This is a genomic window from Kocuria dechangensis (assembly GCF_014636775.1).
GTDB lineage: Bacteria > Actinomycetota > Actinomycetes > Actinomycetales > Micrococcaceae > Kocuria > Kocuria dechangensis.
Map to the genome: position 1 here is coordinate 1 of NZ_BMEQ01000017.1, position 13,520 is coordinate 13,520.

Here is a 13,520-nt window from a genome sequence, read left to right on the forward strand (position 1 = left end):
TAAGACCCACAGCGCCGATGGTACTGCACCCGACAGGGTGTGGGAGAGTAGGACACCGCCGGACCACCTTTCACGGGTCGAGCCCCCGCACACGAGTGCGGGGGCTCCCCGCATTTAACAGCCCCTCCCGCATTTAACCGACGCAATAACCCCGGCCGTTGTCCCGTCCCTGACCTGGGCCTATCGTCGCCGTAGGCGGTCCGGAGCCAGTCTGGGAGGAACGATGCGGCGGAACAGATGGACAGCGGCGCTCACGGGAGCCGGGGCCGTGCTGCTGGCCGGATGCGGCAGTCCGGACGGGGAAGCCGGTCCTGCGATCGGCGAGACAAGCGCGGCCGGCGAGGCCGCCAGCGCCTCCCGCGCGGTGCTCCGGAACGCGGAGGGGGCAGAGGTCGGCACTGTCCTGTTCTCCGAGGTCTCGGCGGGCACGGAGGTCGTGGCCGAGATGCAGGGGCTCGAGCCCGGGTTCTACGGCTTCCACGTCCACGGCACCGGCCTGTGCGAGCCGGACAGTGCGGCCCCGGACGACCCCGCGAGCACCGGTGACTTCCTCTCCGCGGGAGGACACCTGGGAGCCGATGCCGGCGAGCACCCGGAGCACGCGGGAGACCTTCCGAGTCTCTATGTCACCGAGAACGGCGAGGGCCTGCTCATGGTCGTCACCGACCGCTTCGGCGTCGACGAACTGACGGCCGGCAGCGGCAGCGCCGTGCTGATCCACTCTGGGCCCGACAACTTCGCGAACGTGCCGGAGCGGTACGCGCAGGGCGGCCCCGACGAGGCCACACGTCGCACGGGCGACGCCGGCTCCCGGCTGGCCTGCGGCGTGGTCGAGTGAGCTGACAGCCCCTTCACCCGGGGCGGCGGGGGAGGAGGGCGGCTCCGCCGGACTGCCGAGTTGGCTACCCTGGAGGCGTTCCTGCCGTATGCCCGCGAGAGGGGTCCCCCACCATGCCCGACACCAGCCCTGCCACCGCCGAGATCAACGGCACCACGCTCGCCTACGCCGACCGCGGCGAGGGCCCCGTGCTGCTCCTGCTGCACGGTCACGCCTATGACCGGAGCATGTGGGACCGGCAGGTCGAGGTCTTCGCCGGCCAGGGCTGGCGCGTGGTCGCCCCCGACCTCCGCGGCTTCGGGGAGTCCGGGATCACCGAGGGCATCGTCTACACCGAGGAGTTCGCGGACGACGTCGCCGCGCTGCTCGACCACCTCGGGGTGGAGCAGGCCGTGGTGGTCGGCTTCTCGATGGCGGGGCAGATCGCCATGGAGCTCGTGCACCGGCACCCGCGGCGGGTGCGGGCGCTCGTCATCAACGACACCGTGCCCGAGGCCGAGGACGCCGCGGGCCGTCGCCGCCGGCACGTCACGGCCGACGCGATCCTCACCGGGGGCATGGACCAGTACGGCCGCAACGTCCTGGCCAAGATGATCGCCGAGTACAACGTCGAGGCGCAGCCCGAGGTGGCCGCCCGTGTGCTGGCGATGCTGCAGGGCGCGCCGGCGAAGGGCGCGGCCGCTGCCATGCGCGGGCGCGCCGAGCGCCGCGACTTCACCCGGCTCCTCGCCGGACTCACCATCCCCGTGCTCGTGGTGGTGGGCGGCGACGACGCCTTCGACGGCGGCGCCGGGCGGCGGATGGCGGAGCTCGTGCCGGGCGCGGAGCTCGTCGTCGTCGAGGGTGCCGGCCACACGCCCAACATGGAGCAGCCCGACGCGTTCGACGACGCCCTGGGCGCCTTCCTCCGCGGTCTTGTAGCCTGAGCGGCACCTCCCGCACTCCAATCGCACCCCGTCCCCGTGCGGCCTCCCGGCCCGCAGGGGCGGGGTGTTCTGTTTCTCCCGGAGCGAACCACGTCCCTTTCGCAGACTGGTCAGTATGCTTGTGGATTGTTGATAAGTATGCTTCCATGAACAGTGCACGACGAGAGGAGCCACCATGACCGAGACGAACGGGACGCGTCGTGACGACGCCCACCAGGAGCGAACCGACCAGCTCACCTTCCAGAACCCGGTGACCCGGTACCCCGTCGTCGAGCCGCCGATCCAGGACCAGCCCGAGCCCGGTCTGGATGTGGAGCTCGAGCCGAAGACCGACCGCGGGGAGTTCTCCTACCGCGGCACCGGCCGGATGGAGGGCCGCAAGGCGCTCATCACCGGCGCGGACTCGGGAATTGGGGCGGCCGTCGCCATCGCCTTCGCCAAGGAGGGCGCCGACGTCGCCCTGAACTATCTCCCCGACGAGCAGCCGGACGCGCAGGTCGTCAAGGGCATCATCGAGCGGGCCGGGCGCACTGCCGTACTGCTCCCCGGGGACCTGACCGACAAGAACTTCTGCGAACGCCTCGTCGAGGACGCCGTGAACGGGCTCGGGGGACTCGACGTGCTCGTGAACAACGCCGGCAAGCAGATCGCGGTCGAGAGCCTCGAGGAGTTGGAGGACGAGCAGCTGGTCGACACCTTCACGGTGAACATCCTCGCGATGTTCCGCATCACGAAGGCGGCGCTCCGGCACCTGCCCGCAGGGTCCTCGATCATCAACACGACGTCGATCCAGGCCTACGAGCCCTCGCCCGACCTCCTCGACTATGCGTCGACGAAGGCCGCGATCAACAACTTCACCAAGGGGCTGGGGCAGCAGCTCGCCCCCAAGGGCATCCGTGTCAATGCCGTGGCGCCCGGACCGTTCTGGACGCCGCTGCAGGTCACCTCGGGCCAGCCCAAGGAGGCGCTGCCGGAGTTCGGCCAGTCCACCCCGCTGGGCCGCGCCGGCCAGCCCACGGAACTCGCCCCTGCCTACGTGTTCCTGGCCTCCCCCGAGTCCAGTTACGTGATCGGCGAGACCCTCAACGTCAACGGCGGCAGCCCGTCGCCGTGACCCTGTGACTTCCTCCGAACCGCGGCCGGGCGCGTCCCACGGCGGAACCGGTGGAAGTGCTTGGCGAGCCGGTCCCCCCGACCTAGGCTGGAACCAGCTCGCATCCTCAGCGAACTTATCAAGTGCTGTGAAAGGCGGAATCATGACCACCAACCCCTATGACGCAACCCCTTACGACACGGGGTCGAGCCACGCGGCCGACACGACCTCCACCTCCAGGAAGGACGTCGTGGCGGATGCCGCCAAGTCCGAGGCAGGCGCCCTGAAGCAGGAGGCCGCCGGCTCCGGCCAGCGTGTCAAGGAGACGGCCAAGGAGCAGGCCGTGGCCGTCAAGGAGGAGGCGACCGTCCAGGCGCAGAACCTCTTCGGCCAGCTCAAGAGCGACCTCGGCGACCAGGTCCGCCCCCAGCAGGACCGCATCGCCTCCGCCGTCCGCTCCGTGAGCGACGAGGTCAGCGCCCTGTCCCGCGGCGAGAAGCCCGAGACGGACTTCGTCACGGGCCTGCTCGGCAGCGTGTCCGGCCGTGTGGAGACGCTGGCCTCCTCCCTCGAGAACAAGGACGCCAAGGACCTGCTCGAGGACGTCCGCCGCTTCGCGGCCCGCCGTCCCGGCACCTTCCTGGCCGTGGCCGCCGGCATCGGCCTCCTCGCAGGCCGCGCGACCCGCGGGGCCAAGGACAGCGACCAGGTCGCCACCGACCGCGAGGGCGCCAAGGAGTTCTTCGGCGTCTCCGGGCAGCAGACCGGCCGATCCGCCGACGTCGGGACCGCCGGCCGCCACGCCCAGGGCTACGACCGGAACCTCACCGCCACCGAGACGTCGGGCTACACCCCGGCCGACCCCTACGCCTATCGCTCCGACGAGCAGGGCGAGGCCGGCCGCACCTACACCGACCGCGTGCCCGGCACCGTCTACCCGGACCAGGAGGGCGACCGTCGATGAGCCACCCCATTCCTCCCTCGAACGCCGAGCAGCGGGCGGAGCACGAGTCGCTCGGTGAGATGTTCAGGTCGCTGAGCACCAACCTCTCCGCCCTCATCCAGCAGGAGATCACCCTCGCGAAGGCCGAGGTCGCCCAGAGCGCCCGGAAGGCCTCGCAGTCCGCCAAGGACGCGGGGAAGGGGGCGGGCATGCTCGCCGGTGCCGGCGTGGCCGGGCACTTCGTGCTCCTCTTCCTCTCCCTCGCCCTCATGTGGGGGCTGGGCAACCTCTTGGAGAGCTACGTGTGGTCCTCCATCATCGTGGCCGTCATCTGGGCCATCATCGCGGCGATCCTGGCCGCGGTGGGCAAGAAGAACCTCAACGAGGGCAAGCGCGAGCTGAGCGAAGCCACGCAGGACCCCGTGCACCACACCCGTGAGACCCTCACCGAGATCCCGGACACCGTGAACCCCTCGAAGGAGACCCCATGAGCCAGCAGAACCCCGAACAGATCCGCGCCGAGATCGAGGCGACCCGCGCCCGCCTCGGGGCCGACGTCGACGCCGTCGCCGAGAAGGTGACCCCGGAGCGCGTCGTCGAGCGGCAAAAGGGCAAGGTCCGTGACAAGGTCCAGGGCGTGCGTGAGCGTGTCATGGGCTCCACCCACGACTCCCACGACGAGTTCACCGTGGGCGGCTACACCACCGGTGACCTGAAGGATGAGGCGTCCTACCGGGCGGAGCAGGCCCGCGGCGCCGTGCAGCACGCACCCGCCGCCGCTCGGGCGAAGACCCGCGGCAACCCCATGGCGGCCGGCCTGATCGCCCTCGGCGCCGGGTGGCTCGTGGGCTCGCTGCTGCCCTCGACCCAGAAGGAGCAGCAGCTCGTCGCGGACGCCGCGGAGCGGGTCCAGCCCCACGCCCAGCACGCGGTCGAGTCCGCCAAGGGCATGGCGCAGGAGGTCGCGCAGGACCTCAAGGAGCCTGCTCAGGAGGCCGCGCAGTCCCTCAAGGAGACCGCGCAGTCCGGTGCCCAGGAGGTCAAGTCGCAGGGCCAGGACGAGGCCCAGCAGCTCAAGGGCTCCGCCCAGGAGTCCGCGCAGACCGTCAAGGACCAGACGAAGAACGCCTGACGCCCGCCCGGTCGCGGCGCGGCCGGGCACAGGCACCGTGCCACCACGGCTGCCACCACGACGGAGGCCCCGGATCGTCACCGATCCGGGGCCTCCGTCGTGCTCTGGGACTAGCGGCCCAGCTGGCCCGGGCTGATGGCGCTCATGAGCGCGGGGTAGTAGCCGGAGAGATAGCCCTCCTCGGTCGGGTGCAGGTTCTCCCAGTCGCGGGGGTCGGCCGGGTTGAGGTAGAGCCACGGATCCGCGGAGTCCGCGCCGTGACCGGCGAACCGGGACGAGACGTCGACGAACTCGGCGCCGTTGGCCTCCGCGGCCTCCGCGAGCGCGGCGTTGAGGGCGTCCGTCCAGAGGTTGAGCTGGGCGACGCGGTCGGCGGAGAGCAGCGCCGTGTCCTGGCCGCCGTCGAAGAGGCGCGGGTAGCCCAGCACCACGATCTCGCCGTCGGTGGCCGCGTCGACGGCCGCGACGGTCTCGCCGGCCGAGGCCGCGGCGGCCTCGATGCGGGCGGGCGCCTGGGCGAGGAGCGCGTCGCAGGCGCCCGGCATCGTGGTCTCGCCCGGGATGCTGCAGGCCCCGACGTAGTCGCCCCAGCCGATGTCGTTGCCGCCCAGCGTCATCGTGACGAGCTCGGCCTGGCCCAGGGCGGCCGTCACCGCCGGAGCGGCGGCGATCGCCTGGACGTCGTCGGTGGTCGCGCCCGCGCAGGCCGCGTTGAGGAGCAGGTTCATCCGCTGCCTCCCGTCGATCTTGGCCACGTGGTCCTCCCCGCCTCCCTGGTAGCAGTCCGGGAGGCCGGACACCGGCGCGACTCCACCGGTGCCGAAGGCGGCCGAGTAGGAGTCGCCGAGGTTGACGACGTCGACCGTGCGGGGGGCGGCCGCGGCGGGAGAGGCGATCGCGGCGGCCAGGGCGGCGGAGGCTGCGAGGGCCGCGGCGGCGCGGCGGGCGGAGGACGAGAGCATGGTGGACCTTTCGGAAAGGGCGGAGCGGTCCCGCGGGGGGCGGGAGTCAGGACGGGGCCGGTGTCGGCTCCCGCACCCTCCGAATTTACAGATGCAATGCCGTGGGGGGAAGGGCGGGGGGAAGTGTTGCTTCCTCCTCACCCCGCCAGGCCTCCGCCAGGAGCTCCAGGGAGAGCAGCGCCTGGTCCTGGGAGGGCGAGGCCGGGGCGATCATCAGCTCGTCGGCCTGCGCGGTGGCCGCGAAGTCCTCCAGGTAGGCCTTGACCTGCGCGCCGGTGCCCGCGGTGGACCAGTGGAGCATGTGCAGGATCTGCTGGCCGGCGGGGCTGTCCATCACCATGTCCAGCTCCGCCTCGGACAGCTCCCGCCCGCGCCCCACCATGGCGCGCACGCGCTCGCGGCGGGCGGTGCCGAGCTGGGCTTCGGCGTCCGCGGCGTCGTCTGCGGCGACGACGTTGACGGCCGCGACGACGTACGGCTCCGCGAGCTGCTCGGAGGGCTGGAATCGGGCGCGGTAGAGCGCCACGGCGTCCTCGAGGGCGTCGGGGGCGAAGTGGGAGGCGAAGGCGTAGGGCAGGCCGTAGGCGGCGGCGAGCTGCGCGCCGAACAGCGAGGAGCCGAGGATCGTCAGGGGCACGTCCGTCCCGGCGCCCGGAACGGCGGTGACACCGGGGACCAGGGAGCGGCCGCCCAGGAAGCCCTGCAGCTCCCGGACGTCCTGGGGGAACTGCTCCGCCGCGGAGGGGTCGCGGCGCAGCGCGCGGAGCGTGGGCATGTCGGTGCCGGGCGCCCGGCCCAGGCCCAGGTCGATCCGGTCCGGGTGCAGCTCCGCGAGCGTGCCGAACTGCTCGGCCACCACCAGGGGGGAGTGGTTGGGCAGCATGACGCCGCCCGCGCCGAGCCGGATGGTCGAGGTGTGCGCCGCGACGTGGGCGATGAGCACCGCGGGGGCCGAGGACGCGATCGTGGGCATGTTGTGGTGCTCCGAGTACCAGACCCGGAGGTAGCCCAGGCGCTCGGCGTGCTGCGCCAGCCGGACGGAGTCGGCGAAGCTCTCGCCCACGGACGCGCCCGGGCGGACGGTGGCGAAATCGATGACGGACAGCGGCAGGGGCACGGTGGACCTCTCGGGTACCTCGGGGGATCGGGAAGGTCCCCCAGGCTACTCCGTATCCCCGGCGGGGGCAGTGACCCGGGGCGCGGGGCCCGGGTCACTGCCCCCGCCGGGGAACCGGTGTCGGCGGGCCCGGCTACGCTCGGGCCCATGAGCGAGCCTCCGATCCCCCTCGGGCTCCCCGAGCTGTTCGAGCTCCCGCGGGAGCGCGCCGAGATCGCGCCGGGAGCGGTGCACGTGCCGGGCTGGCTGTCCCTCCAGCAGCAGCGGGAGCTCCTGGAGCGCTGCCGGGAGTGGGCCCGGGGTCCCGTGCCCCTGCGGCACGCGGTGCTGCCGGGCGGGGGCCGGATGTCGGTGCGCTCGGTGACCCTCGGCTGGGACTGGGAGCCCTACCGGTACGTCCGCACCGGGGAGGGCAAGCGCGCGCTGGACATGCCGCCGTGGCTCACCGGGATGGGCCGCCGCGCGGTGGCCGAGGCCTACGGGCCGGACTCCCCGGACGCCCGCGCCTACCGGCCGGACACCGCGCTGGTGAACTTCTACGACGCCACCGCCCGGATGGGGATGCACCAGGACCGCGACGAGTTCTCCGCCGCCCCGATCGTCTCCCTGTCCCTGGGCGACGCCTGCGTCTTCCGCTTCGGCAACACCGAGACCCGCTCCGCCCCGTACCGGGACGTGGAGCTGCGCAGCGGGGACCTCTTCGTCTTCGGCGGACCCTCCCGCTGGGCCTTCCACGGCGTGCCCCGCATCCGGCCCGGAACGGGCGACCCGGAGCTGGGCATGAAGGGCGGGCGGCTGAACATCACCCTCCGGATGACGGGACGCACCGCTCCGGCGGACTGAGTGCCGTGCCACACTGGCGGCATGGAGCTTCCCGACCCCGTCCAGGCCCGCCTGCTCGACCCGGCCGCCCCGAGCCCCGCGGACGTCGACTCCTACCGGCTGCTCGCCGCGGACATCGCCGCCGGGGTGGGGGTGGTGGCCGCCCGGCACCGCCGCCGCGACTACGCCACGACCGTGACCGGGTTCCTCGACGTCTCGTGGGACCCGCCCACCATGCTCGTGAGCCTGTTCGAGGAGGGCCGGATCTGCGAGGCCGTGGAGTCGACCGGCGCGTGGACGCTGTCGCTGCTGCGCCGGGACCAGGAGGGCGTGGCCAACTGGCTCGCCAGCCCCGGAAACCCCGTTGAGGGCCTGCTGGACCGCGTGCCGTTCCGGCGGGCGCCGCGCTCCGGGGCGCCCGTGCTCGACGGGGCGCTGGCGTGGTTCGAGCTGTCCACCGTGGCCGTGCACTCGGCGGCGACGCACCGGATCGTCGTCGGCGAGGTGACCGCCATGGGCCGTGGTGTGACCGAGGGCGGAGCCGACGACCCCCTCGTGCACTTCGCCCGCGGCTACCGGTCGCTGTGCCGGTGACGGCCCCGTACAGTTACGCCAGGTGAAAGCGGGGGCGCCGGCGCCGGGATCGATTGACCTCCTCCCGGGGTGAGGCCGTAGCGTGGTCAGGTGGTGCCCCCACGGCACCGCTCTCCCGCGTCCCCCACGGAAGGACCCCCATGGCGGCTCAGCACCCCGGACCCGGGCACGACCCGGCCCTGCCCGGTGCCCGGGAGGGCTCCCGGCCCGAGGACGAGCAGCGCCTGAGCGCGGTCCCCGCCCCCGGCGCGCCCGCGGAACGGGCCGCCGCGGAGGTCGCGGACCTGACCGTGCCCTCCGAGCACCTGCAGGGTCTCGCCCAGGTGGGGGAGCAGTTCAAGGCGGCCTTCGCGCACCACCCCGCCGGGGTCGCGATCATCACGGCACGCGGGCCCGAGGGCCCGGTGGGCCTCACCGCATCCTCCGTCTCCTCGGTGTCGGTGGACCCGCCCATCCTCGGCTTCTCGCTGCAGGCCCGGCGCGGCTCCGCGGCGATCGTCGCCGAGGCCGACTCGTTCCTCGTGCACCTGCTGGACGTCCGCAACCTGGACCTCGCGCAGGCCTTCGCCGTGTCCGGGGCGCCCCGCTTCGGCGAGGACATGCCGTGGGAGTACCTCGAGACCGGGGAGCCGCGGCTGCTCGGGGTGGGACGCGTGCTGCGCGCCGTCCCGCTGGCTCGGATCAAGGCCGGCCCCGCCCTGGTGTTCAACGCGGCCGTGGTCGACGTCCTGGGCGCGGAGGGCGACGGGTCGCCGCTGGTCTACCACCAGCGCCGGTTCCACGGCCTCAGCGAGCGGTCGGCGCTCGACTACGAGATCTGATCCGCCTCCGGCGGACACCGCCCCTGACGGACAGTGTCCGGTTCCTGTTCTCCAGAAGTTCGCCCTTTGTTGTTGACGCATCACCAACGTGCCTCTAGAGTATTTGATGAAGCAACAAAAAGACCCGCTTCCAGCCAAGGAGAACACCATGTCCCAGCTCACCAACCTCGTCCCCGGCTCCTGGACCTTCGACCCCGCCCACTCGGAGGTCGGCTTCACCGTCCGCCACGCGGGCATCTCCAAGGTCCGCGGCACCTTCCACGACGTGGACGCGCAGCTGCAGGTCGCCGACCCCGTCGAGAACTCGACGCTGGCCGCCACCATCCAGATGGCCTCCATCGACACCAAGAACGCCGACCGCGACGGCCACGTGCGCAGCGCCGACTTCTTCGCCGTCGACGAGCACCCCACGATGACCTTCACCTCGACCGCCGTGGCGTTCGACGGCGAGGAGGGCACCATCACCGGTGAGCTCACCATCAAGGGCGTCACCCGGACCGTCGAGCTCGAGACCGAGTTCAACGGCGTGGTCGTCGACGCCTTCGGCGTGACCCGCGCCGGCTTCTCCGCCACCACCACGATCTCCCGCAAGGACTTCGGCATCACCTGGAACGCGGCCATGGAGGCCGGCGGCGTCCTCGTCTCGGACAAGGTCGTCATCAACCTCGACGTCGCGTTCACCGCGCCGCAGTCCGACCCCGAGGAGACCGTCGAGGGCCAGGAGTCGATCTCCGCCCAGGCCTGACCGGCCCCGCGCACCCCGGCGCCGAGCACGACGACGGCCCCCGCATCCTGCGGGGGCCGTCGTCGTGCTCGAGGGTGGTCAGTCCAGCTGCTGGACCAGGAACCAGATCGCGGGCACCGCGATCAGCAGCAGCAGGGCCCAGCGGCGCAGCCGCACCTCGAACGTGGCGGGGTTGAGGTGCTCGCCGTGCCGGGGCCGGGACTCGGCGATCTCGTCCGCGAGGGGCTTGGGGGACCCGTCCTCAGGGTCCTCCGGACCGGTGCCGGCGTGGGACACCGGGGTCACCGCCACTTCGTCGTCATGATCAGCCCGGCCATCATCAGCACCAGGCCGACCCCGATGTTCCAGGTCCCGATCCCCGGCACCGGAAACGCGCCCTGGAAGAGGTAGTAGACGATCAGCCACAGCAGCCCCACGATCATCAGCCCCAGCATGATCACCTTGTACCAGGTGGGGGTGGGGGAGTGGAGGTCCGCGGAGCCGTGGCCCGAACGCTGGGTGAGCTCCTCCGCCACCGCGGCGGCCGTGGCGTCGGGGTCGAAGACGGCCGTGGACCCGCCGGGCAGGTGCTCGGCGGCCAGCCGGGCGAGCTCCTCGTCGACGGGCGTGGCGGCCGGCGCGCCGGAGCCGGCCGGACGGCGGGCGGGCTTCTTGCGGCGGTTCTTGGACTCGGGCACTGGTCCTCCTGGGCACGATGGGGGCCGTTTCCACGGCGGGGGTCCGACCGCCCAGTCTAGCCGCCCGGCCCCCGATCTCCCCGGCGGGCGCGTAAGCTGGACGGGCGCACCCTCCGCGAACCCCGTCCCTCCAGGAGCATCCGTGGCCGTCAAGATCCTCGTCGTGGACAACTACGACAGCTTCGTCTACACCCTCGTCGGGTACCTGCAGCAGCTCGGTGCGGAGACCACGGTCATCCGCAACGACGACCTCGGCGCCGACGCCGCGTGCGCCCTCGCGGATGAGCACGACGGCGTGCTGCTCTCACCGGGTCCCGGCGCACCGGTCGACGCCGGCGTGTGCACCGACCTGATCCTGCACGCGGAGCAGACCCGGCAGCCGCTGCTGGGGGTCTGCCTGGGCCACCAGGCCCTCGCCGAGGCCTACGGCGGGACGGTCACCCACGCCGAGGAGCTCATGCACGGCAAGACCTCCCAGGTGGAGCACAACGGCACGAGCGTCTTCGGGTCGATGCCCAGCCCCTTCACCGCGACCCGCTACCACTCGCTGGCCGTCCTCGACCAGTCCGTGCCGGACGTCCTCGAGGTCACCGCGCGCACGCCCAACGGGGTCATCATGGGCCTGCGGCACAAGACCGCGCCGCTGCACGGCGTGCAGTTCCACCCGGAGTCGGTCCTCACGGAGGGCGGCTACCTCATGCTCGGCAACTGGCTGGAGCTGGTGGGCCTGAAGGGCGCCGCGCGCGCGGCCTCGACCCTCTCCCCGCTGATCACCGCCTGACCGGGCGGCGCCCACCGCTAGCCCTCGTCGTCCCCGCGGCCCGCGCCGCGCCCGGCGTCGTCCCCGGCGTTCTCCGCCGCGTTGTTCCCCTCATCGTTGTTCCCCTCGTCGTTCCTCGCGTCGGCGCCGGCGTCGTTCCCGGCGTCCTCGGCGTCCTCGGCGGCGGCCGGCTCCTCCTCCGGCGTCGGCGTCGCGGAGGGCCTCGCGGACGGCGTCGCCCGTGACGTGGTCTCGCGCGGGCTCGGCTCGGGGGAGCTGGTCGGGGACGGCGTCGCCGAGCGCGTCGGTGCCGGCGTGGTGGGCCGGGCGGTCGGCGCGGGCGCCGGGGCCACCGCCACGGTGAGCGTGACGGTCGAGCCCTGGGGGGCGGACTGCCCGGCCTCGACGCTCTGGTCCACGACCTGTCCCGGCTCGACCACGGAGCGCGGCGTGGTGACCACCTCGTACGCGAGCCGCACGTCGTCGGCGCCGAGCGCGGCGACCGCCTCGTCGCGGGTCAGGCCCACCAGCTGCGGGACGGTGACCCGGCCCGTCGAGAGCACGAGCGCCACGTCGGAGCCCGTGGGCACGGTCGTCCCGGAGGAGGGGTCCGTGCCGATCACCGTTCCCTCGGGCGCCCAGGCGCTGTTGCCGGTGCGCGTCGAGCCGGCCTCGAGACCGGCGTCCTCGAGGGCGTCGCGCGCGTCCTCCTCGGAGAGGCCCACGAGGTCCGCCGGCACCTCCACCTCCTCGGGCCCCTTGGAGACCTCGAGGAGGACCGTCGAGCCGGCCTCCACCTGGGTGTCGGCCGCGGGGTCGGTCGCCACGACGTTGCCGTCGGGGACGTCGTCGCTGAAGACCTCCTCGCGCTGCGGCACGAGCTCCGCGTTGCGCACGGAGGTCTCGGCCACGGAGGCGTCCATCCCCGACACGTGGGGAACGGCGACCAGGACGGGCCGGTCGCGCTCGGCCTGCACCAGCTGGACGCCCACGACCCCCACGACGGCCAGCACCGCGAGGACCAGCAGGCCCAGCAGCGCGGTGCGCGCCGGGTGCCGGCGCCGGCGGGCGGCGGGGCTCGCGCCCGTGCTCTCGGCGGCGGGCCCGGGCACGGGCACGGCAGAGGGCGGCGGGCCGGCGGCGGGGACCGCGGCCACGGGCGGGAGGGTCTTGGTGTCCTCGTCCCGGGCCGCCACGGGGTGCAGGGGCTGGGTCGCGTCGAGCTCGCCCGGGACCGCGGGGCGCAGCTCGCGCAGGGCCCGGCGCATCTGTCCGGCGTCCTGGAAGCGGTCGGCGGGGTCCTTGGCGAGGGCCCTGGCCATGAAGGCGTCCACCCGGCCGCCGAGCCGGGGGTCCAGCTCGGAGGGCGCGGGAGGGCGGTCCCGCACGTGCTGGGCGGCGACGTCCACGGAGGTTCCGCCCACGAACGGCGTCCGCCCCGTGAGCATCTCGAAGAGCACGCACGCGGCGGAGTACAGGTCCGAGCGGGCGTCCACCGACTCGCCGCGGGCCTGCTCCGGCGAGAGGTACTGGGCCGTGCCCAGCACCGCCTGCGCCTGGGTGAGGGCCGGGGAGGTGTCCTCCACGGCGCGGGCGATCCCGAAGTCCATCACCTTGATCCGGCGGTCCGGGGTCACGATGACGTTGGCCGGCTTGATGTCCCGGTGGACGATGCCCGCCCGGTGGCTGTACTCGAGGGCGTCGAGGATGCCGAGGGTGACGTCCACGGCCTCCTGCGGGGTGATCGCGTCCTCGTGGATCAGCTCGCGCAGGGTCCTCCCCGGGACGTGCTCCATGACGATGAAGGGCCGGTCCACCCCCTCCTCCGTCTCGGCGGGGATCTCCCCGGTGTCGTAGACGGACACGATGGAGTGGTGGTTCAGGGCCGCGACCGACTGCGCCTCGCGCTTGAACCGCTCGTGGAAGGTGGCGTCGCGCGCCAGCTCGGGCCGGAGCACCTTGATGGCCACCCGCCGGCCGAGCCTGAGGTCCCGTCCCAGGTGGACGGTGGCCATCCCGCCGCGGCCGATGGTCTCCCCCACCTCGTACCGGTCGTTGATCAGGCGGGGGACGGGGTACCGGCCCGGCAC

The 13,520-nt window shown here is 73.0% G+C and carries 16 protein-coding genes; 11 read left to right on the forward strand and 5 right to left on the reverse strand.

Going from position 1 to position 13,520, the window contains the following annotated elements; all coding sequences use genetic code 11:
- The first annotated feature begins 223 nt into the window (after window positions 1-223).
- The 6 genes from IEW07_RS14110 to IEW07_RS14135 all read left to right on the forward strand — a co-directional run bounded on the left by IEW07_RS14110 (window position 224) and on the right by IEW07_RS14135 (window position 4,932).
- Complete coding sequence (locus IEW07_RS14110; protein WP_188538331.1) at window positions 224-838, forward strand: superoxide dismutase family protein; 615 nt, start codon at window positions 224-226, stop codon at window positions 836-838.
- Between the two features lie 113 nt (window positions 839-951).
- Window positions 952-1,764, forward strand: coding sequence for an alpha/beta fold hydrolase (locus IEW07_RS14115; RefSeq protein ID WP_188538332.1), 813 nt, complete (start codon window positions 952-954; stop codon window positions 1,762-1,764).
- Window positions 1,765-1,939: 175 nt separating this feature from the next.
- Window positions 1,940-2,878 (forward strand): SDR family oxidoreductase, encoded by a 939-nt coding sequence (locus tag IEW07_RS14120; RefSeq protein ID WP_188538334.1) that lies wholly within the window; start codon window positions 1,940-1,942, stop codon window positions 2,876-2,878.
- 142 nt (window positions 2,879-3,020) lie between these two features.
- Entirely contained in the window at window positions 3,021-3,821 is an 801-nt protein-coding gene (locus IEW07_RS14125; RefSeq protein WP_188538336.1) for a hypothetical protein, read from the forward strand.
- Window positions 3,818-4,291, forward strand: a complete 474-nt coding sequence (locus IEW07_RS14130; RefSeq protein WP_188538338.1) for a phage holin family protein — start codon at window positions 3,818-3,820, stop codon at window positions 4,289-4,291. The genes IEW07_RS14125 and IEW07_RS14130 overlap by 4 nt, the downstream gene beginning before the upstream one ends.
- Entirely contained in the window at window positions 4,288-4,932 is a 645-nt protein-coding gene (locus tag IEW07_RS14135) for a DUF3618 domain-containing protein (protein WP_188538340.1), read from the forward strand. Before IEW07_RS14130 ends, IEW07_RS14135 begins: the two co-directional genes overlap by 4 nt.
- 110 nt (window positions 4,933-5,042) lie before the next feature.
- Here the strand turns inward: IEW07_RS14135 and IEW07_RS14140 are convergent, their stop codons facing one another.
- Window positions 5,043-5,894: a GDSL-type esterase/lipase family protein gene (locus IEW07_RS14140; protein WP_188538342.1), complete on the reverse strand. Its 852-nt coding sequence runs from the start codon at window positions 5,892-5,894 to the stop codon at window positions 5,043-5,045.
- 85 nt (window positions 5,895-5,979) lie between these two features.
- Window positions 5,980-7,011, reverse strand: coding sequence for an LLM class flavin-dependent oxidoreductase (locus IEW07_RS14145; RefSeq protein WP_188538344.1), 1,032 nt, complete (start codon window positions 7,009-7,011; stop codon window positions 5,980-5,982).
- Between the two features lie 147 nt (window positions 7,012-7,158).
- On the opposite strand from IEW07_RS14145, the gene IEW07_RS14150 reads away from it, so the two are divergent.
- From IEW07_RS14150 to IEW07_RS14165, 4 genes are all read left to right on the forward strand, one after another.
- Window positions 7,159-7,854 carry an alpha-ketoglutarate-dependent dioxygenase AlkB family protein gene (locus IEW07_RS14150; RefSeq protein ID WP_188538345.1) on the forward strand — a complete coding sequence of 232 codons (696 nt, stop codon included), beginning with the start codon at window positions 7,159-7,161 and terminating at the stop codon, window positions 7,852-7,854.
- 21 nt (window positions 7,855-7,875) lie between these two features.
- The gene (locus IEW07_RS14155) at window positions 7,876-8,427 is read left to right on the forward strand and encodes a flavin reductase family protein (protein WP_188538347.1); all 552 of its coding nucleotides are present in this window, start codon (window positions 7,876-7,878) and stop codon (window positions 8,425-8,427) included.
- Between the two features lie 140 nt (window positions 8,428-8,567).
- Window positions 8,568-9,248 carry a flavin reductase family protein gene (locus IEW07_RS14160; protein ID WP_188538349.1) on the forward strand — a complete coding sequence of 227 codons (681 nt, stop codon included), beginning with the start codon at window positions 8,568-8,570 and terminating at the stop codon, window positions 9,246-9,248.
- 148 nt (window positions 9,249-9,396) lie between these two features.
- Window positions 9,397-9,993, forward strand: coding sequence for a YceI family protein (locus tag IEW07_RS14165; protein WP_188538351.1), 597 nt, complete (start codon window positions 9,397-9,399; stop codon window positions 9,991-9,993).
- Window positions 9,994-10,071: 78 nt separating this feature from the next.
- Here IEW07_RS14165 and IEW07_RS14170 read toward each other — a convergent pair whose 3' ends face one another.
- Together IEW07_RS14170 and IEW07_RS21080 are read right to left on the reverse strand one after the other, a co-directional pair.
- Window positions 10,072-10,278, reverse strand: coding sequence for a hypothetical protein (locus tag IEW07_RS14170; RefSeq protein WP_188538353.1), 207 nt, complete (start codon window positions 10,276-10,278; stop codon window positions 10,072-10,074).
- On the reverse strand, window positions 10,275-10,670 hold the full coding sequence (locus IEW07_RS21080; RefSeq protein ID WP_229741863.1) for a cell division protein CrgA: 396 nt from the start codon (window positions 10,668-10,670) through the stop codon (window positions 10,275-10,277). Before IEW07_RS21080 ends, IEW07_RS14170 begins: the two co-directional genes overlap by 4 nt.
- A 142-nt stretch (window positions 10,671-10,812) precedes the next feature.
- Between IEW07_RS21080 and IEW07_RS14180 the strand changes: the two genes are divergently transcribed.
- Window positions 10,813-11,451: an aminodeoxychorismate/anthranilate synthase component II gene (locus IEW07_RS14180; protein WP_188538355.1), complete on the forward strand. Its 639-nt coding sequence runs from the start codon at window positions 10,813-10,815 to the stop codon at window positions 11,449-11,451.
- Between the two features lie 17 nt (window positions 11,452-11,468).
- On the opposite strand, the gene pknB is transcribed toward IEW07_RS14180, so the two are convergent.
- Window positions 11,469-13,520: a Stk1 family PASTA domain-containing Ser/Thr kinase gene (gene pknB, locus IEW07_RS14185; RefSeq protein ID WP_188538357.1), complete on the reverse strand. Its 2,052-nt coding sequence runs from the start codon at window positions 13,518-13,520 to the stop codon at window positions 11,469-11,471.